This window comes from uncultured Desulfovibrio sp. (genome assembly GCF_944324505.1).
Lineage (GTDB): Bacteria > Desulfobacterota > Desulfovibrionia > Desulfovibrionales > Desulfovibrionaceae > Desulfovibrio.
Genome location: NZ_CALUWO010000004.1, coordinates 76,391 through 101,910 on the forward strand (window position 1 = coordinate 76,391; position 25,520 = coordinate 101,910).

Consider the following 25,520-nt stretch of genomic DNA (forward strand, 5'->3'; position numbering starts at 1 on the left):
CAGCCCAACTGCCATTATGGAAAAAAAACGTACCGCCTATCTTACCCTCATGGATCCCGATGACGCGCTCCGGCGCTGGTTTGCTGCCATGGACGCCTGCGCCGCTCCCCGGAGCGAGGAAGAGGTTGCCCTGACGGCGGCCCTGCACCGCGTCACTTCCCGTCCTGTGGCTGCCCGGCGCTCCTCGCCAGCCTTTCACGGAGCCGCCATGGACGGCATTGCCGTTCGGGCGGAAGACACCTTCAGCGCCTGCCCCCAGCGTCCCCTCACGCTGGAACTGGGAAGCACGGCCCACTGGATCAATACCGGCCATCCCCTGCCGCCGCACTGCAATGCGGTCATCATGGTGGAGCACGTGGTAACGGAAGCCGACGGCCGGCACGTGACCATCGAAAAGGCGGCCTTTCCCTGGCAGCATGTGCGCAAGCTGGGGGAAGACATGGTAGCCACGGAAATCATCCTGCCGCCGGGAACGCGCATCGGCGCCTATGAACTGGGCGCGCTGGCCGCAGGCGGCGTGCTGCGCGTGCCGGTGTTCACCCGCCCCCGGGTGGCCATCATTCCCAGCGGCTCGGAAATCGTGCCCCTTGCCCAGGCCAGGGACGAGGACCTCCAGGCCGGCCGCTGCCTGCCGGAATTCAATTCCCTCATCTTTTCCGCCATGATTGCCGAAGCGGGAGGAACGGCCGACGTGCGGCCCATTGTGCCCGACGATCCGCAGGCCATTGCGGCCGCCATTCACGCAGCCCTGGACGACGGGGCTGACCTGGTGCTGCTCAATGCCGGCTCGTCCGCCGGCAGCCGGGACTTCACGGCGCAGGTCATCCAGCAGGAAGGCACCCTGCTGGTGCACGGCATTTCCGTCATGCCGGGCAAGCCCACGGTGCTGGGCATGGTGCGCAGCCGGCCTGTCATCGGCGCTCCCGGTTATCCTGTTTCGGCCACCATTGCCGTGGAAAGCTTCGTGCTGCCTCTGCTGGCCCGCTGGCAGCAGCATGCGCCGGACTGCCGGGAACGGGCACAGGCCATCCCCTGTCATGCCCTGCCCTCCCGGCCGGGCATGGAGGAACGCATCCGCGTGAAGCTGGGCGATGTGGACGGAACCCTGGTGGCCGTGCCCCTGCCCAGGGGGGCCGGCACCGTCACCAGCCTGAGCCGGGCCGACGGCATCATCACCATTCCCCGCGCCTGCGAAGGCATCGATGCCGGCAGCCCTGTGGAGGTGGAACTGCTGCGCCCCCGCCACACCCTGGCCCAGGGCCTGCTGGCCATCGGCAGCCATGACAATACCCTGGACCTCATTGACAGCTTTCTGCGCAAGGATCATGCCGCCTGCCGCCTGACCTCCGCCCATGTGGGATCACTGGGCGGCCTTCAGGCACTGGCGCGGCATCAGTGCCACCTGGCGGGCTGTCATCTGCTTGACAGCCAGAGCGGCGTCTACAACCGCCAGGCCATTGCCCAAACCCTGGACGAGGCTGTTTTCCTTGTACATCTTGTGGACCGCGAACAGGGGCTTATGCTGCCGCCCGGCAATCCCCGCGGCCTGACGGGCATTGCCGATCTGGCCCGTGAGGACATCCGCTTCATCAACCGCCAGCGCGGCAGCGGCACCCGCGTGCTGCTGGACTACCTGCTGCGGCAGCAAGGCATAGCGCCCGCACGCCTCAACGGCTACCGGGACGAGGAATATACGCACATGAATGTGGCCGCCGCCGTGCTTTCCGGCCGGGCGGATGCGGGGCTGGGCGTGCGTTCTGCCGCCGTGGCCCTGGGGCTGGATTTTCTGCCCGTGGGGGTGGAGGAATACGATCTGGTCATTCCGCAACGCCTGCGCCAGGACGAACGCATTCTGGCCCTGCTGGAGGTCATCCGCTCGGCGGAGTTCCGGGCTGCGGTGGATGCCCTCGGCGGCTACGGCGCGGCACATACCGGCGAGGTGATCTGGGAATATGCCGGCTCCCGGCCGGAAGGGGCCGAAGAGCGGCCGGACGCACCGTCCGCCCCGGCGGCAGCAGCGCGGGAACAGCATAGCGCGGACCGCTGACGAAGACGGGGGAACGACAGACGCCGTGCGGTCCTGGCTGACCGGCGGCCCCTGTGCCTCGTGCCTGTTGCCCGCACGCCTTGTGCACAGGCAGGCACCGGTGATCGCGCGGTCATGCGGGCCGCGACTGTCCTTCCGGCAACGCCGCCCGGGGCACTTCGGCAGCTGCCCTACCAGTCAAAGGCTTCCAGTTCGGGCAGGGCGGCATCAAGATGATACAGGCGTCCGCAGCCCGGCGTGGCCCGGCCCAGCAGAATGGCAAGACACTGCCCCACCATGAGGCTGGCCGTCCCGGCCACGGAAAGCACGCTGACCCCGGCGGCACGAGCGGCCTCCTGCTCCCGGCGACTCTGCCCCTGCGGATAGAGACGGCGCAGCCCCGGCGCAGCCGTGGCCTGTGTGTCCGTTTCCTGTGCGCCCTGTGCCTGCGCTCCGCCGGGCACATGCCGGAACACAAAACCCTCATGCCGCAGCACGCCGCCATGCACAAAGGGCACGCCGGCCCGCAGGGCAGCCTCCTCCAGCAGGATTTTGTCCGTGATGTTGTCCAGACAGTCCAGCACCACGTCCGTCCCGTGCAGCAGTCCGGGCAGATTGTCCGCATTCACCGCCAGCACATGGGCCGCAACGTCCACATGGCCGGCCATGCCCTGTACGGCACGGGCCGCCACCTGCGCCTTGGGGCGTCCCAGGGTGCTTTCGGTGCAGAATGCCTGCCGGTTGAGATTGCTTTCCTCGAAGCTGTCCGGATCGCACAGCACAAGCGCACCCACGCCCAGCCGCACCAGCAGGGACGCGGCATGCCCCCCCAGCCCGCCACAGCCGGCCAGAAAAACACGTGCCATAAGCAGGCGGCGCATTGCATCCGCGTCAAAAAGACCGTAATTTCGTTTGAAGCGTTCCGGCCATACATGGCAGGACAGCAGCTCGGCCATGGCCTGGCGCAGGGGCAGCCGCCGTGCCCGCGCCCAGGCCTCCGTCGCCACGCGGGGCACAAAAAGCGGCGCATGGGCCTGCGGCCTGTCTTCCGGCAGGACAGATGCCGGCACATGGGCCAGCAGCACGGAACGCAGGTCTGCCCAGGACAGGGCAGGGATGGAAGTCATCATGGTCAACGGACGCCTAACCTCCCCCGACTGCAGGGAAGAGAGCGAGCCGGTCCCCGTCGCGTAAGGTACGGTCCGCTCCGTACTGACGTCCGTTGACCATGATGATTTTGATCTCTTCCGGCGGCAGGCCGAGACGGCGGACCATGCCGGCCACGCTCTCCCCTTCCGGAACCTCCATGCGCAGACCGGATTCCGGGTCATAGCCCGGCACGCAGTCCCGCAGGGTGGTGCTCAACTTTACCAGAATGTGCATATGTGCTTCCTTTGCGGCCAGTGGCCGCGCCTGTACGAAGACATGCAGCATAACGGTCCCGGACAGGGGATTCAAGCGGCACTCGCCGCACGGAAAAGAAAAAGGGGGGAACCGCCTCCGCCGGTGCGGGACGGTTCCCGGGAAGCGTTACTTCTTGTCGATCCAGTTGAAGACGGTCTTCAACTCGTCGTTGGTGATGTCAAAGGTGGTATTGTGCGGCGCCACCGGCTCGTCGGTGAAGAAGTCCGGCAAGTGGTCCGCCGCTTCCGAGATGCCCGCACGGCGGTTGAAGTCGATTTCCGTGGACAGAATGCGCTGCCCCAGGGTCACCACATCATCGCCGGTGAGCTGCCAGCCGAACTTGGCATTGAGCATGTCCACCACGGCAGGCAGGGCATCCGGCACGTCCAGGATGGCAAAGGCCGTGAACAGGCACAGGCCCACGGAGTCCACGGAGGCCGTGGCAATCTGCAGATTGCGGGACAGTTCGATCTGGCCTTCCTTCTTCAGCGGATCCACATGTCCGCCGCAGTTGAGGATATTGGCCGTCACGGCATAGCCGGCGGTATGGTCGGCGCCCATGGGGGTGGTGGCATAGGTCACGCCCACGCCCTTGACCGCGCGCGGATCATAGGCGGGCAGGCTCTGTCCCTTGACGCAGGGCACGCGGCGCACGCCGTAGACACGGCCGGTGGTCGCCGTGCCGCAGCCCAGCACGCGGCCCAGCGGCGTGCCTTCGCTGATGCCTTCCACGGCCTTGAGGGCCGCATCCGCATCACCGTAGGGAATGGCGCCGCCGGCCATGGCCACGCCCACGGCCACGCCCACGTCAATGGTGTCCACGCCAAAGTCGTCGCACATGTAGTCAAAGCGGGAAATCTTGTCCAGATCGCTGATGCCGCTGTGCGGACCAAAGCACCACAGGGTTTCGTATTCCGGCCACTTGCTCTGGAACTTGCCCTTCTTGTCCGGCAGAATACCGCTGCAACGGATGACGCAGCCGCTCATGCAGCCGTGCGCCACGGCGCCTTCGCCGCCGCGTTCCTTGGTAATACGATTGAGGGTTTCGCCGGAGACGGCCTCATGCCCTTCAAACTGGCCCACGGTGAAGTTGGCCGTGGGCAGGCCGCCCGCCTCGTGCAGGATGTTCACCAGCACGGCGGTACCGTATTCGGCAAGGCCCTTGCCCGTGATGGGATGGCCGGCCAGCGCCTTGGCAAAGCGCTTGGAGGCATCACGGAAAGCCGCCTCGTCCACCAGCGGATGATTCTTGCCGCCTTCGGGATTCACGATGATGGCCTTGAGGCCCTTGGACCCCATGACCGCGCCCACACCACCGCGGCCGGCATGACGCATGGGGCGAAGCTCGCGGTCCGTGCAGGCAATGCTGGCTGCCGTCAGGCGGAATTCCCCGGCGCGGCCGATGGTGATATAGCTGCATTCCTTGCCATAGGTTTCCACCAGCTTGCCCACGGCGTCAAAATTGTTCAGCCCCGTCACCGTGGACGGCACCAGACGGGCGGCATTGTGGCTCACTTCCAGCTGCCACCACTCGCCTTCCTTGGCCATGCCTTCCACAATGATGGCCAGAATGCCCAGGCGGGCCAGATGGCCGCCGGGCTGGCCGCCGGCATTGGATTCCTTGATGCCGCCGGTGAGCGGGCTTTTGCAGCCCACGGAAATGCGGTTGCTGTTAGGGCTGTTGGTGGCGCCCAGCAGACCGGGCGCAAACACCAGCTTGTTATGCGGACCGAGGGGCGAACAGGTGGGTTCCACCTCGCGGGCCACAATGGTGGAGGTCAGCGCACGCCCGCCCAGGCCGGCGTATTCCTGAGGAATATCCTCGAAAACACACGTCCCGGCAGCCATGTTGACACGCAGAAAACGAAACATTTCGCATCCTCCTTCCCGGTCCATGCGCCGGGATTTACGTCTTGGTACGGCTTCAGCCTAGGGCGGTGCCGGCAGCAGGCCAAGCCCCCGGAAAAATCATCACGCTTTTTCTGTGCCGGACCAGACAAAGGACAAAAGCAGGACTTTTTCCGGCACGCGACTCCCTGCTGCCGGTATCGTCCGCCTTTCCGGCAGAAAAATCACGCTTTCATGAAAAATGCGGCGTCTGCGGAAAAATGCTTTTTTTATCATGATGAAATAGCAGGAAATAAAAAATCACGATATTGTGCGCTGTCATGCTTGTTCCTGTTCCCCGGCCTGCACGGCCGGCGCGTCGTTTCCCCTGCCGCTGGCCGGCGGCAGGCCGGAACAGGGGGAAGGAAACGCCCCCTGCTCCACAATCTGCGCATACAGGGCGGGATCGGTATTGCCCTCGGTATTGACAAGCAGGACCAGGGCCTGCTCGTCCAGGCCCATGCGGTGCCGGGCCGCCTCCAGCTCAGGGCAGCACATGAGATGCAGCAGGGCGCCCAGCGGCGCCGCCCCGGACTCGCCGGCAATGATGGCGCGGTCCGTGCCCAGCGGACGGGCCAGAGCCCGCATGCCCTCGGCCGCCACATAATCGGGGCAGGCCATGAAAAAGCGGGCAAAATCACGCAGCAGCGGCCAGGTAATGGGGCATGGCTCGCCGCAGTTCAGGCCGGCCATGATGGTCGGACCAGGCTGCGCCACGGCATGGGGCAGGCCGTCGTCCCACAGCAGGGAATCGTGGATGCAGGCCACGGAGGCCGGTTCCACAATGACAAACTGCGGCGGCCTGTGGGCATAGTGGTCCAGCAGACAGCCCAGCACGCCCCCCGCCATGGCGCCCACGCCGGCCTGCAAAAAGACGTGGCTCGGCGGCCGGCCCGTCTGGGCAGCCATCTGCCGGACAGCCTCCACGGCCAGGGTGGTATAGCCCTGCACGATCCAGGCCGGAATCTGCTCATAGCCCGGCCAGGAGGTATCCTGCACCAGCAGGCCGCCCCGCTCCCGGGCCATGCGGGCCGCAAGGCGCACGGTGTCGTCATAGGAAAGGTCCGTGATGGTCACGCTGGCCCGGCCCGCCTCCCGTATGGCCCGGGCGCGCACCTCCGCCGAACCGGCGGGCATGTAGACCTCGGCCGCACAGCCCAGCATGGCCGCTGCCCAGGCCACTCCCCGGCCATGGTTGCCATCCGTGGCCGTCACAAAAACCGTCCCCTCCAGCTGCCGGGCATGGCAGGGGCGCCGCAGGTCGGCAGGCGTGGTCCTGGCCGGATCCAGCCCCAGCCGCTGGCAGACAGCGCGAAAAACGGCATAGCAGCTGCCCAGCCCCTTAAAGGCCCCCAGCCCGAAGCGCGAGGACTCGTCCTTGATGCAGATACCGCCCAGCCCCAGCGCGCGGGACAGCCCGGGCAGGGAAACCAGCGGCGTGGGGGCATGGCCCGGCATGCCGGCGTGCACGGCCTGAACGCCTTCCAGCGCCGGCTGCCGCAGAAAGTCGGGCACCGGTCCCCGGCGCACGGCATGGTTTTCAAGAATGTGCAGCGGACCTTGCTGAAGACAGCTGATACGGGACGACATGGCAACTCCTTGCGCGGCTGGTGGAATGCCCACAACGGCCGGCGGCCGGAGGGCACAGACAGAGCGCCGCAGGCGGACCAGTCCGACGGAAAACGTCCGGCTGGCGCGGCACAACGGCGGACGGAGCATAGCGCAAAGCCCCGGGACGGAAAAGAGCGCCCGCCCTTCCCCGCCGGGCTGACGGCTGCCGGGACTGCCGGCCGGTTCCGCTGCGAAACCGCGCTGCCGGCGCTGTCGTTTTCGCGTGTTCCCCCGCGCCGGGTGCGGTATGCGCTGCCGCGCACCGTTGGGGCCTTCCCGTCCCCGGCAGCGCGTCAGAGAAGGGTGCAGCCTGGTGGCTTCTGCACGGGCACATGCCGTTCCGTCTTTTACCTGCGGCCACCGTGGACAGTTCTCCGTTTTTGGGGGATACTGCGGACACAGCACTGCATGCTGCCAAGGAGCCATGCCATGAACATCCTGAACATCCTCTGTTCCCTCCTGCTTGCCCTGCCCCTGCTCTTCTCTCCCTGTCTGACGCTGGCAGCCGCCCCCCAGAAGGCCCCGGCCGCCGCAACGGAAGCGTCCGCACCGGCTCAGGACCGGGCCGCACCGGGGCATCAGGTGAGCCAGGGACTTCGGGGCAATCCCCGCAGCAAAATCTTCCACAATGCCTCCTGCCGCTATTACAACAGCAAGGGCAGCAGCCGGACCTTTTCCGGCGCGGACGAGGCCAGAGCCGCCGGCTTCCGTCCCTGCAAGGTCTGCGGCGGCTAGGGGTGTTGTTGCACTGTTCCCTGCTACGGACTGCAACACCCGCCCGGAAACACAGGCCAGACGCCGCAACGCCTTGACAAGATGCACCGCGGCAGGCATGTTTTACAGAAAACGGCTATTCAACCGCACGACCAGCTGGCCGCACGACACAAGGAGACCGTCATGAGTGCAGCATACCCGCAGGAAATGCAGACCCTTCTCCAGAACTGGACGGTGGACCCCATCGGCGCCCGTCCCCGCTTTGAGCAGTTTGCCGCCTTTCTGGCGCAGCGGGATGGCGTGACCCTGTCCTTCAAGTCCCGCCCGGGCATCAGCTATTCCCTGCGCGCCCGTCATGCGGCCCAGAAGGAACGCGAACTCTTTGTCCTGGTGGATGTGGTGGATGACGACCCGGAAAACCGCTGGCTGTCCGTCTGCTTCTACGCGGACATGGTTACGGACCCCGACAATATCGGCGACTTTGTGCCCAAGGGCCTCATGGGTGCCGATGCCTGCTGCCTGACCCTGGACGAGGACGACGAAAACATGGCCCAGTACATTCTGGCCCGCCTCACGGAGGCGGCTGACGCGGCGGCAAGGGGCTAGCGTGCCCGCAGGCGTCGGTATTGCCATTGACTTTGAAACGGCCGGCCGGGCAGCGCATTCGGCCTGCGCCGTGGGCATGGCACGTCTGGAAAACGGCCAGGTGACGGACCACTTCTATGCGCTCATCCGTCCGCCGTCCGCGCGCGTGCTGTTCAGCGACATTCACGGCCTCACCTGGCCCATGCTGAAGGATGCACCGCCCTTTGCCCAGCTCTGGCCGCGCATGGAGGAATTCCTGCACGGGGCGCAGTGGTTTGTGGCGCACAATGCCTCCTTTGACCACCGCGTGTTGCAGGCCAGCTGCCGGGCGAGCGGCATTCCCGAGCCGCGCCAGCCCTTTTACTGCACCCTCAAGGGCGCCCGGCGCAGCCTGCCCCTGCCATCGCGCACGCTGTCCTGCGTCTGTGCCTATTTCGGCATTCCCCTGAACCATCATCATGCCGGTTCCGATGCCGAGGCCTGCGCCCGTGTTTTCCTGCGCCTTCAGGCTCTGGGAGTGAGCGATGCCCAGATGCGCCTCTGACGCCCCCCTCCGGGCAGCCACTGACAACCTGTCAGGCCCCGTACCGCTGCTGCCCGACCTGCGCCTGCGGCGCATCCGCGTCCGGCGCGAGCGCTTTCTGCCCCTGCTTCTGCTGGCGGACGAAAGCGAGGCCATGATTGCCCGCTATCTGGACCGCTGCCAGCTGTACGGCCTGTTCTACCAGAAGCGACAGCCCGTCAGTCTGGCAGCCATCACGGATGAAAGCGCGGCCTTTGCCCCGGGCACCGAAGGCGCCCGCCTGGCGCCCTTTCTGGCCGGCAAGGCGGTCTGCGAATGTCGGAATCTGGTCACGGCTCCGGCCTTTCGGGGGCATGGGTTTGCCCGGCAGCTGCTCATGCGCCTGTGCGGCATCTATGACCGCAGCCACGACGCCATGCTGGTGGGCACGGGCGATACCCCGGCCATGCAACACTTTTACCGCAAGTGCGGTTTCCGTCCGGCCTTTGTGCGGCGCGGCTTTTTTCGGGACAATTACCCGCAGCCCATTGTGGAGGACGGCTGCCTGCTGGAAGACATGATCTGCTTCTGCCGCCTGATACGGCCACAGGCCGCCCGTTCCTGAGTCTGATCCGCTCCCTGCCACGGCTTCGCGCCCGGGCCGTCACGGCGGGTCCGTCCGCCGGCTTGTGGCTTCCGGACAGTGCTGACGCCCTGCCGCCTGTGCCGGCCAGGGCCGGACGGCACTCCCGGCAGGCCGGATCAGGCCCGGGCCTTGTTACGGGTACGCTCCTCAAAGCGCTGCTTCTGGACCACTACCCGCTCATGCTGCCCCTCGCCGATGAGACCGCCCTCGTCATAGGCCGCCACGCGAAAGGTCAGCCCCCTGCCGTTTTCGGAAATATGGGTCAGCTCGCTCTCGAAACAGACGGTCATGCCGCAGGGCGTGGCCGACACATGCGAAACATCCACGCGGGTGCCCACGGTGGTCATGCCTTCCGGCAGGAAGGGCTGCACGGAAGCCACGGCGGTGGCCTCCATGCCGGCAATCATCATGGCCGTGGCATAGACCGTCACCAGACCGCTGCCCAGCCGGCAGGCCAGCATGTCTTCGGTAACGGTGATCTGCCGCTGCCCCGTCAGGCCCGTATGCAGGGAATCAGTCATCCGTTTTTCTCCTTGCGGCAGGGCTGCTGCCGCTTTCCGGCACCGCTACGCCAGGCGCACGGTCCGGGCTGTGGTTGGGGCTGGGGCGATCATCGTTGCGGTCCGGGCTGCCGTCCGCCGCGGTTGTCACCCCCGCTGTCTGATGCAGGCGCAGCCACAGTTCCCGTATGCCCGATTTTTTGCTGGACGAGGTGATGCTGGGCCGGATGCCCAGAATATCCGCCCACTCGGCAGCCCTGGCCGACCGCTCGCGCTGGGTGCACTTGTCGGCCTTGGTCAGCACGGGCAGGATATCCAACCCGCATTCCCGCGCAAAGTGCGACAGCTCCAGGTCCAGCTTCTGCGGGGTGAGGCGGCTGTCCAGCAGCAGGGCCAGTGCCCGGAGATGCCGGCAGGAGGACAGGTATTTTTCCAGCAGCGCGGCCCAGCTGCGCCGCTCCGCATGGCTGGCGCGGGCATAGCCGTAGCCGGGCAGGTCCACCAGATAATAGTCCTGCGGCTGCACATGATAGAAATTGATGGAGCGCGTCTTGCCTGGCGTGGCGCTGACCTTGGCCAAGTTTTTCTGACCGGCCAGGGCGTTGACCAGGGAAGACTTGCCCACATTGGACCGGCCGGCCAGGGCAATCTGCGGTTTTTCCACGCTCAGGAGCTGTCCCAGCGTGTAGACGGTGTGCTCAAGCACAAGGGTGGGCATGATGCGACGTCCTCCGGGTTCAAACTTGACAGGGCGCAGCCCTTGATTCAAGATAACAAATTCATTTACCATTGTAGCCTGTGGCAGCACGTTTGGCAAATCCCTTCCCTGCCGCTGCCTGATGACGCAAGAGGAGTCTTTCATGTATTCCACCACCGATTTCCGTAAAGGTCTCAAGATCGAAGTCGAGGGCATTCCCTACGAAATCGTCGACTTCCAGCACTTCAAGCCCGGCAAGGGCGGCGCCATGGTCCGCACCAAGCTGCGGAACATCCTCACCGGCCGCATCCAGGACATCACCTTCCGTTCCGGCGAAAAGGTGGGCAAGCCCGACATGGAAACCCGCGACATGCAGTTCCTGTACCGTCAGGACGACGAGCTGGTCTTCATGGACATGACCACCTACGAACAGCTGGAAATGGCCACCACCATCACCGACGGCAAGGAAGGCTTCCTCAAGGACGGCCAGACCTGCCGCGTGCTGCTCTACAAGGGCAAGCCGCTGGATATCGACATTCCCCTGAGCCTCGTGCTGGAAGTGACCGATACCGAACCCGGCGCCAAGGGCGACACCGTGAGCAATGTGACCAAGCCCGCCACCCTGGAAACCGGCATCGTGGTGCAGGTGCCCATCTTTGTGAATACGGGCGACCGCATCAAGGTGGATACCCGCAGCCGGGAATACCTGGGGCGCGAATAAGACACCGCATCTGCCATGGCCAAGGAAATGCCTCGCAAATTCGGCCGCGAACTCTTCGGGCTTTTTCTGCTGTTCTGGGCGTTGCTGCTCCTGCTCAGCATCGTCACCTTTGACGCCAACGACCCCAGCCTCAACCACGTGGTGAGCCGGGGCGGCGAGGTGCAGAACAGCGCCGGACTGTTCGGCGCCTATGCGGCAGGACTGCTCAATGATGTTTTCGGCATCGGGGCATTTCTCTGGCCGGCTCTCTTTGCCGCCCTGGGGGCGGCCTATGTCTCGCCGGTCTATGCGCTGCACTGGTGGCGCTGGTGCGGCACCTTTCTGCTCACCGTTGTCCTGCTGGTGGCGGGATCCGCCCTGGATATTTCCCTGGGCGACATCCGCGGCGGCGGCATGGTGGGCAATTCGCTCTACAGCAATACCAGCCTGTATCTCAGCCCCGTGGGATCGGCCCTGCTCTGGCTGTTTGTGCTGCTCATCGGCTTACAGCTGTGCTTTGACATTTCCTGGTTCTCGCTGGCATCCCTGGTGACCCAGAATCTCAGCAGCCGCCTCCGGCAGCATGCTTCCTCCGCCGCACCGTCCGCCGGCACCCGCGAGGCCGCGGCGGCCAAGGCTCCCGGTGCCGGACGATCGCTGTTGCAGACCCTGCGCTCCCTGCGTGACAAGAGCCGCAGCACGGCGCAAGGCTCCTTCTGGAGCCGGCTGCGCGACAAGCTGGGCAATATCCGCCCCGTCACGGATGACGCCATGCCGGAAGTCTATGACGAGACCGCCAGCCGCAGCTCCCGCAAGCCCCGCAGCCGCACGGAAAAACGGGCGCCGCACCATGATGATCCCTCGCGTGATGATCTGTTCATGCCTGCGGATGACACGGCCCCGCCCGTTGCCCCCGAAGTATCCGCCCTTCCGCCCGACGTCCCCCTGGACCCTGACGCTCCCGCCCCGGCTGCCGACACCGCCACGCCGCAGGCCGATCCCCTGCCCGGCGTTGCTGTGACCGCCGCACCTCGCGAAGGTGAGGTGCTTGATGTCACTGCGCAGGAGGTTCCGCCCCCCGCGCCCCGGCCGGCAGCCTCCCCGGCAGCCTCATCAGGCGGTCCCGGCCTGGCCCGGACCGTCACCCGCAAGGTCATGGGTGCACTGGGCCGCAAGGCGCCCATTCCCCTGCCCGGTCTGGACCTGCTCGTTCCGCCGGAACCTGCCACTGACCGCCATCAGGACATTCCCGCCAGGGCCAAGGCCCTCATGGACTGCCTGCATGATTTCGACATTCAGGCGGAGCTGGTGCGCGTGACCCCCGGCCCGGTAGTGACCATGTACGAGGTGCGGCCGGCGCCCGGCATCCGCGTGAGCCGCATTGCCAATCTGAGCGGGGACATTGCCCTGTCGCTCAAGGCCATTGCCGTGCGCATCCAGGCGCCCATTCCGGGGCAGGACACGGTGGGCATCGAAATTCCCAATGCCGAGCGTGAAATCGTCAACTTCCGCGAGCTGGTGGCCAGTGATGCCTTCCGCAAGGGCTGCGGCCCGCTGACCATGGTGCTGGGCAAGGACATTGCCGGCAAGCCCGTGCTGGCCGACCTGACCAAGATGCCCCATCTGCTGGTGGCCGGCGCCACGGGCGCGGGCAAGAGCGTCTGCCTCAACAGTCTGCTGGTGAGCCTGCTCTACCGCATCCAGCCCGAGGACATGAAGCTGCTGCTGGTGGACCCCAAGCGCGTGGAACTGTCGGTATATGAGGGCGAGCCGCACCTTGTGCATCCCATTGTCAAGGAAATTGCCGATGCCAAGAATGCCCTGGACTGGGCAGTGCACGAAATGGACCGCCGCTTTGACGCCATGGCCCGCCTGGGGGTGCGCAATATTGCGGGCTACAATCAGAAGCTGGCCTCCTACGGCAGCGACCTGCCCCCGGACCTGGGGGATCTGGAACCCATCCCCTATCTGGTCATTGTCATTGACGAAATGGCGGACCTCATTCTTACCTGCGGCCGCGATGTGGAAACCAGCATCGTCCGTCTGGCCCAGCTTGCCCGTGCGGCGGGCATTCACATGATTTTTGCCACCCAGCGTCCCAGCGTCAACGTGGTGACCGGCCTCATCAAGGCCAACTTCCTCTGCCGCATCGCCTTTCAGGTCAGCGGCTCCCATGATTCGCGCACCATTCTTGATCAGGTGGGGGCGGAACATCTGCTGGGCAAGGGCGACATGCTCTTCAAGTCCGGCGGCGCCCGCCTGCAACGCCTGCATGCGCCCTATATCAGCGATGAGGAAGTGCACCGCGTGGTGGAATACTGGAAGCGCCATCAGCGCCCCTCCTACAAGGTGGACTTTGCCACCTGGGGGCTGGAAGCGGCCAATACCGGCAACGGCCGCGGCGGAACGGGGGGCGGCAATGCCGCCAATGACCCCCTGTATGCCAGCGTACAGGCCTTTGTGCTGGAACAGGGCAAGGCCTCCATTTCGCTGGTGCAGCGCCGCTTCAACATCGGTTTCAACCGGGCCGCGCGCATTGTGGAACAGCTGGAGCAGGACGGCATCCTGCCCCCGGCCTCGGGCAGCAAGCCGCGAACCGTGGTCAAGTAGGTTTTTCCCGGCAGGGCAGCCGTCCCGGTCTGCCCCCCTTTCTTCAGGAGAACAGCATGCGCAGGTTTCTTCCCCTTCTCATTCTGGCCCTTGTCCTCGGCAGCGTTCACAGCGCCCTGGCCGCCCCTTCGGCTCTTGTCAACGGCATCAAGGAACGCTACAGGACGCTGGAAAGTTTCTCCGCATCCTTTGAGCAGAAGCTCCTGCACAAGGAAAGCGGCAATACCGAAACGCGCACAGGTACGCTGCGCTTCAAGAAGCCGCTGCTCATCCGCTGGGAAACCACCAGCCCCAGCCCCGAACTTCTGGTGGTGACGGAAAAGGAAATCTGGGACTATCTGCCCGACGAGGAAGTGGCCTACCGCTACTCTCCCGATCTGGTGCAGGACTCGCGCAGCATCATTCAGGTGCTCACCGGCCAGTCTGCCCTGGACCGCGACTTTGACATCACGGAAGAGGGCACGGAAAACGGCCTGCGCAAGCTGCACCTCTACCCCAAGGAACCGTCCACGCAGATGGTGGAAGCCTTCCTCTGGGTGGACAGCAGCCACCTCATCCTGCGCGCCGACATCATCGATTTCTACGGCAACCACAATGATGTGACCTTTTCGGCATTCAAGTCCAATGCGGGCATGCCGGCCAGCACCTTCCGCTTCACGCCGCCGGATGGCGTGGATGTGGAAGACCGCCTGAAGAGCGGCCAGCCGGAAGGCGGCCTGTTCAACTGACGCCTGCCCGGCCCGCGTACCGCTTTGCCGTCACGGCCTGTCCTGCGGAGGACCTGCCCGCCTGTGTGTCCGACGCACGCGTGCGGCAGTCCTTCCCGTGCCGGCCGCCTGACGCCGTTTCCGGTACGGGGCGGTCGTCGTCTTCCCAAGCCCTGCGAGGTTGTCGTGCAGCTTCCCTTTGCCCACTGCTTCTTTGATCTGGATGGCACCCTGACGGATTCGGCGCCGGGGATTCTCAATGGCGTGGAAAAGGCGCTGGGGCATTTTGGCCTGCATCCGCCGCGCCAGAGTCTGCATTTCTTCATCGGCCCGCCGCTGCTGGAATCCTTTGCCACCTATTTCCCCGGCGAGCCGGACAAGGCCCGGACCGCCCTGCGCATCTACCGCCAGTATTACGCCCAGCAGGGCATGTACGAAAACCGCGTGTATGACGGCATTGCCGACCTGCTGCGCGACCTGCGCCAGGCCGGTATTGCTGTGCACCTGGCCACGGCCAAGCCGGAAACCTTTGCCCGCACCATTGTGGCCCACTTCGGCCTGGCCCCCCTGCTGGACGTGCAGGCCGGTGCGGAGCTGGACGGCCCGCGCCACGACAAGACCGACGTTCTGCGCTATGCCGTGGCCCTTGCCGGCGTGACGGACCTGCGCCGCTGCCTCATGATCGGCGACCGGCATCACGATGTGGACGGCGCCCATGCCGTGGGCATGGCCTGTGCCGGCGTGCTCTACGGCTACGGCAGCCGGCAGGAGCTGGAAGCGGCCGGCGCCGATTACCTGTGCGAGGATATTCCGGCCCTGCGCCGCCTGCTGCTGCCGGCATCGGCCGGATGCTGAACCACGCGCACCGGCAGGAGCCGCCGCGCTGCTGTTCCACCCGTTCCCCCAACCGGATACCCCCATCCGCATCCATCCGGAGCCGCACCATGAAGCCACGTTTTTCCCGCCTGCTGTCTGCCGTTGTGCTGCTGTTCTGCATGGTTCTGCCGGCTGGCACCTGTGCCGGGCAGAGCTGGGAAGAAAACCGCAACAACCTGGAAAAGGCCGTTTCCGGCATGCTGGACGCGGTGGGCAGAGGGCTTGAAAGTCTGGGCAGCGAAATCCAGCAGGGCGTGAACAGCATGCAGAAAAAACTGGATGACCGCGATGACACCCGCTGCATCAGCCGGCGGCAGGAGCTGGAAAGCCTTGTGCGGGTCAGTGTCCTGACGGTGGAACAGCCCGCTGACGGCCAGGTGCGCATCATGGTGGGCATCCACAACGACGGCGACCGTGCCGTGCGCCTTGTCGATCTTGCCGCGGCCCAGAATGTCATGCTCATTGATGCTGCCGGCTTTGCCCATGATCCCGTCATTGCCGACAGTTTCCCCCGTCAGCTGGATGTGCCCCCCAGGGCGGCACGCAAGCTCTGTCTTGAGTTTGCCCGTGTGGACAGAGCGCCGGAGCGTCTGCGCCTTTATGGTGCGGACGTTCCCCTGCCGGCCGCACCTGCCGTGCACACCCTGTAGGGCCGCTCCCGCCGGTATTCTGCCGGACTGCGGGAAACTGCCGGACAGGCACATGCCTTGCCAGAACGGCCGCGCCTGCGTACAACAGAGCACGGCCGCTTCCGTCAGCGGAACGGCGGCGGCCCCTGCCTTTCGTCCTCGCAACCGCTTCCTGTCAAGGAGCCTTTCATGGGTTTTGTCAATTCCAGTTGCAGTTTCACGCGCTTCCGGGTGCTGGACCCGGTGACCGACGACCAGTGGCAGAGCATACCGGACAAGCTCCGCCAGTATGCCTTTCAGGATATCGACGAGCTGCCGGAAATGCAGGCCCACGGCTGGGTCTGCTTTGAAGACATGCTGGACAGCACCTGGCGCACGGCCCCGCCCCAGAAGGGGGCCTATCTGATCTTTTCCCTGCGTCTGGACACGCGGCGCATCCCTGCCGGCGTCATCAAGAAGCACCTGGCCCTGGCCCTGCGGGACGAAAAGGAACGCATGGAGGCCCAGGGCAAGAAATTCATCTCCCGTGAACGCCGGAAAGAGCTGAAGGAACAGGTGCTGCTCCGCCTGCGCCAGCGCTTCCTGCCGGTGCCGGCCGAATTCAATGTGCTCTGGAATACGGTCAGCAACGAGGTCTGGTTTGCCTCCACCCAGGGCAGGATGATCGACCTGTTCATGGAATTTTTCCTCCAGAGCTTTGACCTGCACCTGGAACAGCTCACCCCCTACAGCCTGGCCGAACGCCTGCTGAATGAGGCAGACATGAGCCGGCTTGACCGGCTGGAACCCACGGAATTTGCCGCAGGCAGCTAGCCCCGGGCAATCCCCTTTCCGCTTTCTGCCGCCCCGCCTGCCGCCCCGCCCGTCGCCGCGGTACAGGCGGCCCCCGTCACCCCTATGCGGCAGCCCGCCGCAGGAGACAGATAGATGACAACCCTACACGGTGATTCCACCGACAGCATTCTTGGCAAGGAATTTCTGACCTGGCTCTGGTATCAGAGCGACGTGGCGCCCGGCGCCTTCACCGATGCCCAGGGCGCCCCCTTTGCCGTGAGCATGGAACAGCGCATCGTGGTGCAGGGCGGTGAAGGCGATGCCCAGGAAACCGCCTCCGTTTCCGGCGCGCTCTCGCCCCTGCGCGAAGCCCGCTTCGGCCTGGGCACGGGCAAGAAGGTCTCGCGCGCGCTGGTGCGCCTGGAAAAGGACGACATGGCCTTTCAGGTCAGCCTGCGGGCCGAGGACTTCAGCCTGAGCAGCCTCAAGACGCCCAAGCTGGAAAAAAGCGGGGATGATGACGATCCCGATGCCCTGCTGCTGGAAAAGATCTATCTTATGGAAGTGTGCACCGGGCTTCTGGACAGTCTGTATCAGCGCTTCCTCTCCCTGCGCCTCTCGCCCGACTGGGCGCGCGAGGTAGGCGACATGCGGCAGTGGATGACCCGCACCGAATAGCGCCATGCAGCCTGCCACCATGTCTTCCCCCGCTTCCCCGCCCCGCCGGCATCTGCTGCTGCGCCTCGGGCGCAAGCTGCTCTGGATGACGCTGGTGCTCTGGGGCATCACGGTCATCAGCTTTGTGGTCATCCATCTGGCCCCCGGCTCGCCCACGGACATGGAAACCACGCTCAATCCCCTGGTGGGCGAGGCGGCCCGTCAGCGTCTCGAGGCCCTGTACGGTCTGGACAAGCCCCTCTACGTGCAGTACTGGGACTGGCTTTCCCGTCTGGTGCAGCTGGACTTCGGCAACTCCATGTCTGCCGATGCGCGCCCTGTGCTGGAAAAAATTCTGGAACGCCTGCCCCTCACCGTGGGCATGAACGTCATCTCGCTGCTGCTTACCCTGCTGCTGGCCATTCCCCTGGGCATCCTGTCGGCCCTGCGCCAGAATTCCCTGCTGGACAGGGGGGTGACCATTCTGGTCTTTCTGGGCTTTGCCATGCCTTCCTTCTGGCTGGCGCTGCTGCTCATGCTGCTTTTCGGCATCGAGCTGCAATGGCTGCCCCTGTCGGGCCTGACCTCCATGGACTATGCCAGCCTTTCCGCCTGGGGCAAGTTCTGCGATCTGGCCAGCCATCTGGCCCTGCCCATTCTTGTCTATACCATCGGCGGGCTGGCGGGCATGTCCCGCTACATGCGGGCCTGCATGCTGGAAGTGCTGCGGCAGGACTATATCCTCACAGCCCGGGCCAAGGGCCTTGCCCCGCATACGGTCATTCTGCGGCATGCCCTGCGCAATGCCCTGCTGCCGGTCATCACCCTGCTGGGCCTTTCCGTCCCCGGCCTCATCGGCGGCAGCGTCATCATCGAGTCCATCTTTGCCCTGCCTGGTCTGGGGCAGCTCTTCTATGCCGCGGTCATGGCCCGGGATTACACCATGATCATGGGTAATCTGGTGCTGGGCGCCGTGCTTACCCTGGCAGGCAATGTGCTGGCTGACCTCTGCTACGGCCTGGCCGACCCCCGCATCCGCACCGCACAGGAGAACCATTCATGATGCCGCGTTGTGTGCGCCGCTGTCTGGGGCGGCATCTCATGCTTGTGCTGGGCCTGGGCATTGTGCTCACCATGTCGCTGGCTGCCCTGCTGGCGCCTGTCATTGCGCCCTATGACCCCAATGAACTGCATCTGGACGCCATCCTCATGCCGCCGTCCTCGCAGTTCTGGCTGGGCACGGACCGCCTGGGCCGGGATGTGTTCTCGCGCCTGCTCTACGGCGGGCAGGTTTCCCTGTGGGTGGGCTTTGTGGCCGTGGGCATCTCCCTGACCATCGGCACGGTGCTGGGTCTCGTCAGCGGTTATTTTCGTGGCTGGGTGGATGAGGTCATCATGCGCGGCGTGGACATCATGCTCTGCTTTCCGTCCTTCTTTCTCATTCTGGCGGTCATTGCCTTTCTGGAACCCAGCCTGACCAATATCATGATCGTCATCGGCCTGACCTCGTGGATGGGCGTGGCCCGGCTGGTGCGCGCCGAAACCCTGAGCCTGCGCGAACGGGAATTCGTGGCAGCGGCCCGCCTGGCCGGCTGCTCCACCCGGCGCATGCTCTTCGGGCATATTCTGCCCAATGCCATGGCCCCCATTCTCATTTCCGGCACGCTGGGCGTGGCCGGGGCCATTCTGGTGGAATCGGGCCTGAGCTTTCTGGGGCTGGGCGTGCAGCCCCCCGTGGCCAGCTGGGGCAATATGCTCCTGGATGGCAAGACCGTGCTGGAATACGCCCCCTGGCTCTCGCTCTATCCCGGCCTGGCCATTCTTGTTACCGTGCTGGGCTACAACCTGCTGGGCGAAAGCCTGCGCGATGTGCTGGACCCGCGCCTCAGGCAGTAGGAGACGCTATGCTGGAACATCTGAGAATACGCAATCTGGCCCTCATTGAGGACATGGAGCTGGACTTTGCGCCGGGCATGAATGTGCTCACCGGCGAAACCGGCGCCGGCAAAAGCTTCATCCTCAAGGCACTGGGCTTTCTGCTGGGGGACAAGCTCTCGGCCGACATGGTGCGCCCGGGGGCCAAGCGCGCCCAGGTGGAGGCCCTGTTCATTCTGGACGACGAGGAGCTGGTCATCCACCGCGAACTGCTGGCGGAAACAGGACGAAGCCGCCTCACCGTCAATGACAGTCTGCGCTCGCAGAACAGCGTCAGGGGGCTGCGCGAGCGTCTGCTGGTCCATACCAGCCAGCACGGGCAGCAACAGCTGCTGCAACCGGCCTTTCAGGCCCGCCTCATGGACAGCGCACTGGAGGATACCAGTCTGCTTACCCGCCGGGATGATCTGCTGGCCCGCCTGCGCGAGGTGGCTGCCCGGCGCGACTTTCTGCTGGACAAGCAGCGTACCCTGGCGGACAAGCGCGATGTGCTGGAAATGCAGCAGCAGGAAATTGACCGCGTGGCTCCCGAAGAAGGCGAGGAGGAACGCCTTCAGGAACAGAGCGATGCCATCCGCCAGGCCGAACAGGCCCGTGAACAGTATGATCAGGCCCTGGCCATGCTCTACGGCGATGAGGACGCGGGCCTCATGGACATGCTGGGCCGTTTCGAGGGCCTCATGCACCGCATGGCCCGCCAGAACGATGATCTGCAGGCCGATGCCGAATCGGTTTCCGCCCTGCGGCATCAGCTTGCGCACCTGAGCAACATGCTGCGCCGCCCCCCTGTTGCCGACGACCTTCCCGACCGGGACAGCGTGGAAAAGCGCCTGTACGAACTGGCCCAGCTCAAGCGGCGCCTGCGCCGCAACATGGACGAAATCCTGGCCCTGCGCCAGGACATCGAGGAAAATCTTTCCTTTCTGGATGCCTGCGCCCTGGACATTGCCGCCCTGAACAAGGAAGAAGCCGGCCTTGCCGAGGAACTGCGCCACGTCCTGGCCGAACTGCGCCCCCTGCGCCGGGCCACGGCGGAAACCTTTGCCCGCCGGCTGGAAGCGGAGCTGCGCGAGCTGGGCTTTTCCGAACAGGTCCAAGTTCTCCCCGAACTGACACCCGCCGAAGTGTGGACCGGCATCGAGGATGACCGCGTGCGCATCCTCTGGGCGCCCAACCCCGGACAGGCCCCCCAGCCGCTGGACAAGATTGCCTCCGGCGGCGAGCTGTCCCGCTTTCTGCTGGCGCTGGTCAGCGTGCAGCCCACGGCCGAAAGCGCCACCTATATCTTTGACGAGGTGGACGCCGGGGTGGGCGGCCTGACCCTCAACAAGCTGGCTGACAAGCTGGATGAACTGGCCCGGCAGCGACAGATGCTGCTCATTACCCACTGGCCGCAACTGGCGGCACGCGCCCGCCGCCACTTTCAGATCAGCAAGCAGATTCATGACGGCAACACCTTTACCACCTGCCTGCCGCTGGAAGGTTCCGCCCGCCACGCCGAGCTGGCCCGCATGGCCGGTGGCGGCCAGCAGGGCGAGGCCGTGGCCAGCAGCCTGGAAGCAGCCTCCCACCCATGAGGCGGACCGCCCCGCCGGGCCGCAGGCCGTTCTGCCGCGGGATGTCTCTCCCCTTTCGGCGGCCGGGCACGGCCCCCGGTGCCGCCCCCCTTGCCAGACGCGCTGAAATGGCGTAGAAAGAAGTCCCTTTTCCCTTGGGGGCGCACTGGTTTCGACGGGGATGTGGAAGCCGGAGTTGCAGGTCGAGGCGCCGCTGGCCTCGTAAAAAGCGGCAACAAAGTAATTGCCAACAACGATTACGAATACGCCTACGCTGCCTAGTCGGCGTGGCTCCTGACCGCATAGACGGTCACGTCAGACGGACCGATGCCTGATACGTCCGGCTGGCGACACTGCATCAGGCTGGCGACGTCCGGTGCCTGCCGGGGATTGTCGCGAGGAGGTTACCGGCGGGCTGGTTCTGCCGCGCCCGGTCAGGGGCCACCGGCAGAGCGAGAACTGTTCCTGACCTAAACCTGTAGACGCTTCGCGTGGAATATTCTCGGACGGGGGTTCGACTCCCCCCGCCTCCACCAGACGGCCACGCCACACGGCCCGCACGGCATTGTCCCTGCGGGCCGTGTTTTTTTGTAGGAAAAAGCCCCCCGCACGGCGGAGGGCCAGCCCTCTAGCCCTGGTCAGGCAGGTCAGCTTCCGGCATGTGCCCGCCGCCGTGCTGCCGCAAAATGCGCATGGCCTCGTCACGGGTCAGCACATGCCCCCGGCAGCGCGGGTGTTGCAGGCGGTTTTCGGGGCAGTAGCCCAGCTGCACGCAACTGGGGCCGGCCTGACGGAAAAGGTCCGGTGCGGCCTCGCGGCACAGCCGCAGCATCTGCGTGGCCAGATGACGTATTTCATGCTGGGCATTGCGGCAGCAGCGTATGGCAAACCAGTCCAGCAGGGCATGGGCGTTCATGCCGATGATGGCCTTGAATTCGGTGGCCTGCGGCTTGAGATAGCGCAGGTCCTCTTCCGGCAGGCCGGCTTCCAGCCCGGCGTCATACCACTGACGGGAAAGCTCGGCCAGGTCGCGCCCGCTGAGGCGGGTCTCATGCCCGTCAGGCAGGGTCACGCTGGCGCTGAAATCGCGCACGCGCTGCGGATAGACCACGGAAAAGCGCCGCTTTCCTCCCAGCTCCGCCCGGCCGGACTTGATGAGGTAAGAGGCCATGCGCTTGCGCACAAGCTGCGTCTCCGTCACACGGGAATAGCCCTCCACGCCAAACAGAAAAAAATCGAATTCCAGCGCCGCCCGGTGCCCGCTGGCCAGAATGTTCTCCACTATCTGCCGGGAATAGGGGGACGCCACGATGTCTTCCAGGCTGCGCTCGCTGCGCACAAAGCGCGCGGCCACATCCGTATATATCCTGCCGCCGCCGGCCAGCAGCAAAACCTTGCCCTTGCCCGTAAATTTTTCCTCCAGCATCGCTACCCTCCGAAAGCTGGCATGGTAGGCAAAAAGCCCCGGAAGCTCAATGGCCGGCACGGCCCTTTTCCTGCCTTGTCTTGACGACAGGGGGCAAAAAGGGCAATGGTCCCAAGAGACTATATTATTCTGAGTTCAAGGAGAAGAACGCATGAGCACTGCCACCCCCTGTGCCGCTCCCGACAGCGAAGGCTTTTTCGGCCCCTACGGCGGCCGCTTCGTTCCGGAAGAACTGCAACCCCGCCTGGAAGAAGTGAGCCGCGCCTTTGACGAGGCCATGAAAGACCCGTCCTTTCTGAAGGAGCTGGACTATCTGCTGGCCCACTTTGCCGGACGCCCCACCCCTGTTTTCCACTGTGCCAACCTCAGCAAGCGCCTGGGGGGCGCGCAGATATGGCTCAAGCGTGAAGACCTGAATCACCTCGGCGCCCACAAGGTCAACAATACCCTGGGCCAGTGCCTGCTGGCCAAGCGCATGGGCAAGACCCGCGTCATCGCCGAAACCGGCGCCGGTCAGCACGGCGTGGGAACGGCCGCCGCCGCTGCCCTGCTGGGGCTTGAGTGCACCATCTGCATGGGCGAGGTGGACATCCGCCGCCAGCACCTCAATGTCACCCGCATGGAAATGCTGGGGGCCACCGTGCGTGCCGCCACCAGCGGACAGCGCACCCTCAAGGAAGCCGTGGACGAGGCCCTGGAAGAGTGGATCCGCGATCCCGACATGTTCTATGTGCTGGGTTCCGCCGTGGGGCCGCATCCCTATCCCTACATGGTGCGTCAGTTCCAGTCCGTCATCGGCCGCGAAGCCCGCGCCCAGATGCTGGAAAACACGGGCCGCCTGCCGGATGCCTGCCTGGCCTGCGTGGGCGGCGGCTCCAATGCCGTGGGCATCTTCTCCGGCTTTGTGGCCGACAGCAGCGTGCGCCTCATCGGTGTGGAGCCTGGTGGCATCGGCAATGGCTACGGTGAAAATGCCGCTTCCCTCTGCCAGGGAGAACCGGGCGTGCTGCACGGCTTCCGCTCCTACATGCTCAAGGATGCCGACGGCAATGCCGGGGCTGTCTACTCCATTTCCGCCGGACTGGACTATCCCTCCGTGGGGCCGGAACTGGCCATGTGGAAGGATTCCGGCCGGGCGTCCTTTGTCAGCATCAACGACGAGGAAGCCCTGCAGGCGTTCTTTGATCTCTCCCGCCACGAAGGCATTCTGCCCGCGCTGGAATCGGCCCATGCCGTGGCCTATGCCATCAAGATGGCGCCGCAGATGCCCGCCGACAATATCCTTCTGGTCAACCTGTCCGGCCGTGGCGACAAGGACGTGCAGCAGGTGGAAGAACTGGTCAAGACCGGCCGTTTCACCCCCAGAAACAACTGAGCATCCCGACCGTAACAAGCCCCCTTCCGCCGGAAAGGGGCTTTTTTGCTGGCAGTCAAATTTTTTTGACCAAAAGCCTTGCCTTTTACAGTTCAAAAAATTATATTGGCTTCAACGACATCCCGTCGTTACCAAATTTCCGAGAGGGGAATTGTTATGAAAAAGATTGCTACGCTTCTTATGGCGGCTGCCATGCTCGTCGCTGGCATGGGCAATGCGCAGGCCATTGACTTCAAGGTCAAAGGCCAGTGGATCATGAGCTTTGAATACGGCCAGAACGGCAACTTCACCGGCGGCAACGGCCGCACCGGTTACAACACCAGCGAAGACGAATTCGAAGCCGAACAGCGTCTGCGCCTGCAGTTGGACGCCGTGGCTTCCGAATCCCTGTCCGGTACCGTGTTCTTTGAACTGGGCGACCAGCGCTGGGGCCAGGCCAAGAACGGCGGCGCCCTGGGTGCTGACGGCAACAACGTTGTGGAAGTGAAGCGTGCCTACCTCGACTGGCTGGTGCCCAACACCGACCTCAAGATCCGCATGGGTATCCAGGGTATCGCCCTGCCCAGCTTCACCACCCAGAGCCAGGTCTTCAATGACGACGTGGCCGGCATCACCGCCTCCTACACCTTCAATGAAAACGTGGCCCTGACCGCCTTCTGGGCGCGTCCCATAAACGACAACTTCGGCGGCTATGACAAGCCCGGCGTGAACAACTACCGCGCCAACTACATGGACAATGTGGACATGTTCGGCCTGGTGCTGCCCCTGAAGTTTGATGGCGTCAAGGTGACCCCCTGGGCCATGTATGCAGCCATTGGTCCCAATGCCCTGCGTGGCAATGATACTGCCGATGGCGACTTTACCAATAACTACTTCAAGCAGGCCTGGGGCACCTCTGCTACGCACTTCCAGCGCGGCATGGTGGCTGCTGGGCCTGGCATCAAGGGTGAAAAGCTGACCTCCTACGGCAATGCCATCTGGGCCGGCCTCACCGCCGACATCGTGGCCTTTGATCCCTTCCGCGTGGCCTTTGACTTCAACTACGGCTCCGTGGCCTACGACGACAGCTCCGCCAACCGCTCCGGCTGGCTGGCTTCGCTGCTTGCCGAATACAAGCTGGACTGGGGTATCATCGGCCTGCACGGCTGGTACTCCTCCGGTGACGACGACGATACCGGCAACGGTTCCGAACGCATGCCCTACGTCAGCCTGAACAACACCAACACCTCCTTCTCCAACTTTGCCTTCAACGGTGACCCCTACCTGGGCCGCGAAGGCGTGGTGGGTTACGGCATCGTGGGCACCTGGGGCGTGGGCGCCTATGTGCGTGACTTCAGCTTTGTGGAAAATCTGAAGCACACCTTCCGGGTGAACCTCTTCGGCGGTACCAACAGCACCGACATGGCCAGCGTTGTGGGAAGGCCCAATTTCGGCGGCTTGGGCACTGACGCCATGTACCTGACCACCAACGATACGGCCATGGAATTCACCCTCATCAACGATTACCAGATCTACGAGAACATGGACATCCGCCTTACCGCCAGCTACATCGCCCTGTGGCTGGACAAGAGCGACGACGTGTGGGGTAATGCCAAACTCAACGGCCGCGACCCCGATTCTCGCGATGCCTGGGACATCAGCCTGGCCTACATCTACAGCTTCTAATGTGACGCGCCGCACGGCGTGACACATCTCTTCACAAA

Annotated in this window: 24 protein-coding genes and 1 other RNA gene; 18 read left to right on the forward strand and 7 right to left on the reverse strand. The window is 64.7% G+C overall.

The window, feature by feature from the left end:
* The first annotated feature begins 16 nt into the window (after nucleotides 1–16).
* Nucleotides 17–2,047, forward strand: a complete 2,031-nt coding sequence (locus tag Q0J57_RS06075; RefSeq protein WP_297218305.1) for a molybdopterin biosynthesis protein — start codon at nucleotides 17–19, stop codon at nucleotides 2,045–2,047.
* Nucleotides 2,048–2,217: 170 nt separating this feature from the next.
* Here Q0J57_RS06075 and Q0J57_RS06080 read toward each other — a convergent pair whose 3' ends face one another.
* The 4 genes from Q0J57_RS06080 to Q0J57_RS06095 form a co-directional block, all read right to left on the reverse strand.
* The gene (locus Q0J57_RS06080; RefSeq protein WP_297218307.1) at nucleotides 2,218–3,156 is read right to left on the reverse strand and encodes a ThiF family adenylyltransferase; all 939 of its coding nucleotides are present in this window, start codon (nucleotides 3,154–3,156) and stop codon (nucleotides 2,218–2,220) included.
* A 13-nt stretch (nucleotides 3,157–3,169) separates the two neighbouring features.
* The gene (locus tag Q0J57_RS06085; RefSeq protein WP_297218309.1) at nucleotides 3,170–3,409 is read right to left on the reverse strand and encodes a MoaD/ThiS family protein; all 240 of its coding nucleotides are present in this window, start codon (nucleotides 3,407–3,409) and stop codon (nucleotides 3,170–3,172) included.
* 147 nt (nucleotides 3,410–3,556) lie between these two features.
* Nucleotides 3,557–5,302, reverse strand: coding sequence for an aldehyde ferredoxin oxidoreductase C-terminal domain-containing protein (locus Q0J57_RS06090; RefSeq protein ID WP_297218311.1), 1,746 nt, complete (start codon nucleotides 5,300–5,302; stop codon nucleotides 3,557–3,559).
* A 294-nt stretch (nucleotides 5,303–5,596) separates the two neighbouring features.
* Nucleotides 5,597–6,907: a diaminopropionate ammonia-lyase gene (locus Q0J57_RS06095; RefSeq protein ID WP_297218312.1), complete on the reverse strand. Its 1,311-nt coding sequence runs from the start codon at nucleotides 6,905–6,907 to the stop codon at nucleotides 5,597–5,599.
* A gap of 450 nt (nucleotides 6,908–7,357) precedes the next feature.
* On the opposite strand from Q0J57_RS06095, the gene Q0J57_RS06100 reads away from it, so the two are divergent.
* From Q0J57_RS06100 to Q0J57_RS06115, 4 genes are all read left to right on the forward strand, one after another.
* Nucleotides 7,358–7,663: an Ada metal-binding domain-containing protein gene (locus Q0J57_RS06100; protein WP_297218314.1), complete on the forward strand. Its 306-nt coding sequence runs from the start codon at nucleotides 7,358–7,360 to the stop codon at nucleotides 7,661–7,663.
* Nucleotides 7,664–7,825: 162 nt separating this feature from the next.
* Nucleotides 7,826–8,248, forward strand: a complete 423-nt coding sequence (locus tag Q0J57_RS06105; protein WP_297218316.1) for a hypothetical protein — start codon at nucleotides 7,826–7,828, stop codon at nucleotides 8,246–8,248.
* A gap of 1 nt (nucleotide 8,249) precedes the next feature.
* Complete coding sequence (locus Q0J57_RS06110; RefSeq protein WP_297218318.1) at nucleotides 8,250–8,771, forward strand: 3'-5' exonuclease; 522 nt, start codon at nucleotides 8,250–8,252, stop codon at nucleotides 8,769–8,771.
* On the forward strand, nucleotides 8,752–9,354 hold the full coding sequence (locus Q0J57_RS06115) for a GNAT family N-acetyltransferase (RefSeq protein WP_297218320.1): 603 nt from the start codon (nucleotides 8,752–8,754) through the stop codon (nucleotides 9,352–9,354). Before Q0J57_RS06110 ends, Q0J57_RS06115 begins: the two co-directional genes overlap by 20 nt.
* Nucleotides 9,355–9,491: 137 nt before the next feature.
* On the opposite strand, the gene Q0J57_RS06120 is transcribed toward Q0J57_RS06115, so the two are convergent.
* Together Q0J57_RS06120 and yihA are read right to left on the reverse strand one after the other, a co-directional pair.
* The gene (locus Q0J57_RS06120) at nucleotides 9,492–9,896 is read right to left on the reverse strand and encodes a thioesterase family protein (protein WP_297218322.1); all 405 of its coding nucleotides are present in this window, start codon (nucleotides 9,894–9,896) and stop codon (nucleotides 9,492–9,494) included.
* Nucleotides 9,889–10,596 carry a ribosome biogenesis GTP-binding protein YihA/YsxC gene (gene yihA, locus Q0J57_RS06125; protein WP_297218480.1) on the reverse strand — a complete coding sequence of 236 codons (708 nt, stop codon included), beginning with the start codon at nucleotides 10,594–10,596 and terminating at the stop codon, nucleotides 9,889–9,891. The genes Q0J57_RS06120 and yihA overlap by 8 nt, the downstream gene beginning before the upstream one ends.
* Before the next feature lie 139 nt (nucleotides 10,597–10,735).
* Here yihA and efp point away from each other — a divergent pair, with 139 nt between their 5' ends.
* The 11 genes from efp (at nucleotide 10,736) to ssrA (ending at nucleotide 21,552) form a co-directional block, all read left to right on the forward strand.
* The gene (gene efp, locus Q0J57_RS06130; RefSeq protein WP_297218324.1) at nucleotides 10,736–11,293 is read left to right on the forward strand and encodes an elongation factor P; all 558 of its coding nucleotides are present in this window, start codon (nucleotides 10,736–10,738) and stop codon (nucleotides 11,291–11,293) included.
* 15 nt (nucleotides 11,294–11,308) lie between these two features.
* Nucleotides 11,309–13,882: a DNA translocase FtsK gene (locus Q0J57_RS06135; protein ID WP_297218326.1), complete on the forward strand. Its 2,574-nt coding sequence runs from the start codon at nucleotides 11,309–11,311 to the stop codon at nucleotides 13,880–13,882.
* Nucleotides 13,883–13,938: 56 nt separating this feature from the next.
* Nucleotides 13,939–14,610, forward strand: a complete 672-nt coding sequence (locus tag Q0J57_RS06140) for an outer-membrane lipoprotein carrier protein LolA (protein ID WP_297218327.1) — start codon at nucleotides 13,939–13,941, stop codon at nucleotides 14,608–14,610.
* A gap of 165 nt (nucleotides 14,611–14,775) precedes the next feature.
* Nucleotides 14,776–15,444 carry an HAD hydrolase-like protein gene (locus Q0J57_RS06145; RefSeq protein ID WP_297218329.1) on the forward strand — a complete coding sequence of 223 codons (669 nt, stop codon included), beginning with the start codon at nucleotides 14,776–14,778 and terminating at the stop codon, nucleotides 15,442–15,444.
* Nucleotides 15,445–15,533: 89 nt separating this feature from the next.
* Complete coding sequence (locus Q0J57_RS06150; RefSeq protein WP_297218331.1) at nucleotides 15,534–16,115, forward strand: hypothetical protein; 582 nt, start codon at nucleotides 15,534–15,536, stop codon at nucleotides 16,113–16,115.
* A 168-nt stretch (nucleotides 16,116–16,283) separates the two neighbouring features.
* A complete protein-coding gene (gene rdgC, locus Q0J57_RS06155; RefSeq protein WP_297218333.1) occupies nucleotides 16,284–16,907 on the forward strand; it encodes a recombination-associated protein RdgC in 624 nt (207 codons plus the stop codon).
* Nucleotides 16,908–17,021: 114 nt separating this feature from the next.
* A complete protein-coding gene (locus Q0J57_RS06160) occupies nucleotides 17,022–17,546 on the forward strand; it encodes a hypothetical protein (RefSeq protein ID WP_297218335.1) in 525 nt (174 codons plus the stop codon).
* Between the two features lie 19 nt (nucleotides 17,547–17,565).
* Nucleotides 17,566–18,588, forward strand: a complete 1,023-nt coding sequence (locus Q0J57_RS06165; protein ID WP_297218337.1) for an ABC transporter permease — start codon at nucleotides 17,566–17,568, stop codon at nucleotides 18,586–18,588.
* Nucleotides 18,585–19,421, forward strand: a complete 837-nt coding sequence (locus Q0J57_RS06170) for an ABC transporter permease (protein ID WP_297218339.1) — start codon at nucleotides 18,585–18,587, stop codon at nucleotides 19,419–19,421. The genes Q0J57_RS06165 and Q0J57_RS06170 overlap by 4 nt, the downstream gene beginning before the upstream one ends.
* 8 nt (nucleotides 19,422–19,429) lie before the next feature.
* Nucleotides 19,430–21,037 (forward strand): AAA family ATPase, encoded by a 1,608-nt coding sequence (locus tag Q0J57_RS06175; protein ID WP_297218341.1) that lies wholly within the window; start codon nucleotides 19,430–19,432, stop codon nucleotides 21,035–21,037.
* A 136-nt stretch (nucleotides 21,038–21,173) separates the two neighbouring features.
* Nucleotides 21,174–21,552, forward strand: a transfer-messenger RNA (tmRNA) gene (ssrA, locus tag Q0J57_RS06180).
* 92 nt (nucleotides 21,553–21,644) lie between these two features.
* Here the strand turns inward: ssrA and thyX are convergent.
* On the reverse strand, nucleotides 21,645–22,442 hold the full coding sequence (gene thyX / locus Q0J57_RS06185; RefSeq protein WP_297218343.1) for an FAD-dependent thymidylate synthase: 798 nt from the start codon (nucleotides 22,440–22,442) through the stop codon (nucleotides 21,645–21,647).
* 151 nt (nucleotides 22,443–22,593) lie between these two features.
* Between thyX and trpB the strand changes: the two genes are divergently transcribed.
* Nucleotides 22,594–23,817: a tryptophan synthase subunit beta gene (gene trpB / locus Q0J57_RS06190; protein WP_297218346.1), complete on the forward strand. Its 1,224-nt coding sequence runs from the start codon at nucleotides 22,594–22,596 to the stop codon at nucleotides 23,815–23,817.
* Nucleotides 23,818–23,973: 156 nt separating this feature from the next.
* Nucleotides 23,974–25,482, forward strand: a complete 1,509-nt coding sequence (locus Q0J57_RS06195; protein WP_297218348.1) for an outer membrane homotrimeric porin — start codon at nucleotides 23,974–23,976, stop codon at nucleotides 25,480–25,482.
* Nucleotides 25,483–25,520 lie beyond the last annotated feature (38 nt).

What these genes read in the sequence shown, in the direction of transcription:
- Q0J57_RS06075 (WP_297218305.1), top strand. Translation starts at nt 17, where the DNA reads ATGGAAAAAAAACGTACCGCCTATCTTACCCTCATGGATCCCGATGAC.
- Q0J57_RS06080 (WP_297218307.1), bottom strand. Translation starts at nt 3,156, where the DNA reads ATGATGACTTCCATCCCTGCCCTGTCCTGGGCAGACCTGCGTTCCGTG.
- Q0J57_RS06085 (WP_297218309.1), bottom strand. Translation starts at nt 3,409, where the DNA reads ATGCACATTCTGGTAAAGTTGAGCACCACCCTGCGGGACTGCGTGCCG.
- Q0J57_RS06090 (WP_297218311.1), bottom strand. Translation starts at nt 5,302, where the DNA reads ATGTTTCGTTTTCTGCGTGTCAACATGGCTGCCGGGACGTGTGTTTTC.
- Q0J57_RS06095 (WP_297218312.1), bottom strand. Translation starts at nt 6,907, where the DNA reads ATGTCGTCCCGTATCAGCTGTCTTCAGCAAGGTCCGCTGCACATTCTT.
- Q0J57_RS06100 (WP_297218314.1), top strand. Translation starts at nt 7,358, where the DNA reads ATGAACATCCTGAACATCCTCTGTTCCCTCCTGCTTGCCCTGCCCCTG.
- Q0J57_RS06105 (WP_297218316.1), top strand. Translation starts at nt 7,826, where the DNA reads ATGAGTGCAGCATACCCGCAGGAAATGCAGACCCTTCTCCAGAACTGG.
- Q0J57_RS06115 (WP_297218320.1), top strand. Translation starts at nt 8,752, where the DNA reads ATGCCCAGATGCGCCTCTGACGCCCCCCTCCGGGCAGCCACTGACAAC.
- Q0J57_RS06120 (WP_297218322.1), bottom strand. Translation starts at nt 9,896, where the DNA reads ATGACTGATTCCCTGCATACGGGCCTGACGGGGCAGCGGCAGATCACC.
- efp (WP_297218324.1), top strand. Translation starts at nt 10,736, where the DNA reads ATGTATTCCACCACCGATTTCCGTAAAGGTCTCAAGATCGAAGTCGAG.
- Q0J57_RS06135 (WP_297218326.1), top strand. Translation starts at nt 11,309, where the DNA reads ATGGCCAAGGAAATGCCTCGCAAATTCGGCCGCGAACTCTTCGGGCTT.
- Q0J57_RS06140 (WP_297218327.1), top strand. Translation starts at nt 13,939, where the DNA reads ATGCGCAGGTTTCTTCCCCTTCTCATTCTGGCCCTTGTCCTCGGCAGC.
- Q0J57_RS06150 (WP_297218331.1), top strand. Translation starts at nt 15,534, where the DNA reads ATGAAGCCACGTTTTTCCCGCCTGCTGTCTGCCGTTGTGCTGCTGTTC.
- rdgC (WP_297218333.1), top strand. Translation starts at nt 16,284, where the DNA reads ATGGGTTTTGTCAATTCCAGTTGCAGTTTCACGCGCTTCCGGGTGCTG.
- Q0J57_RS06160 (WP_297218335.1), top strand. Translation starts at nt 17,022, where the DNA reads ATGACAACCCTACACGGTGATTCCACCGACAGCATTCTTGGCAAGGAA.
- Q0J57_RS06165 (WP_297218337.1), top strand. Translation starts at nt 17,566, where the DNA reads ATGTCTTCCCCCGCTTCCCCGCCCCGCCGGCATCTGCTGCTGCGCCTC.
- Q0J57_RS06170 (WP_297218339.1), top strand. Translation starts at nt 18,585, where the DNA reads ATGATGCCGCGTTGTGTGCGCCGCTGTCTGGGGCGGCATCTCATGCTT.
- Q0J57_RS06175 (WP_297218341.1), top strand. Translation starts at nt 19,430, where the DNA reads ATGCTGGAACATCTGAGAATACGCAATCTGGCCCTCATTGAGGACATG.
- thyX (WP_297218343.1), bottom strand. Translation starts at nt 22,442, where the DNA reads ATGCTGGAGGAAAAATTTACGGGCAAGGGCAAGGTTTTGCTGCTGGCC.
- trpB (WP_297218346.1), top strand. Translation starts at nt 22,594, where the DNA reads ATGAGCACTGCCACCCCCTGTGCCGCTCCCGACAGCGAAGGCTTTTTC.
- Q0J57_RS06195 (WP_297218348.1), top strand. Translation starts at nt 23,974, where the DNA reads ATGAAAAAGATTGCTACGCTTCTTATGGCGGCTGCCATGCTCGTCGCT.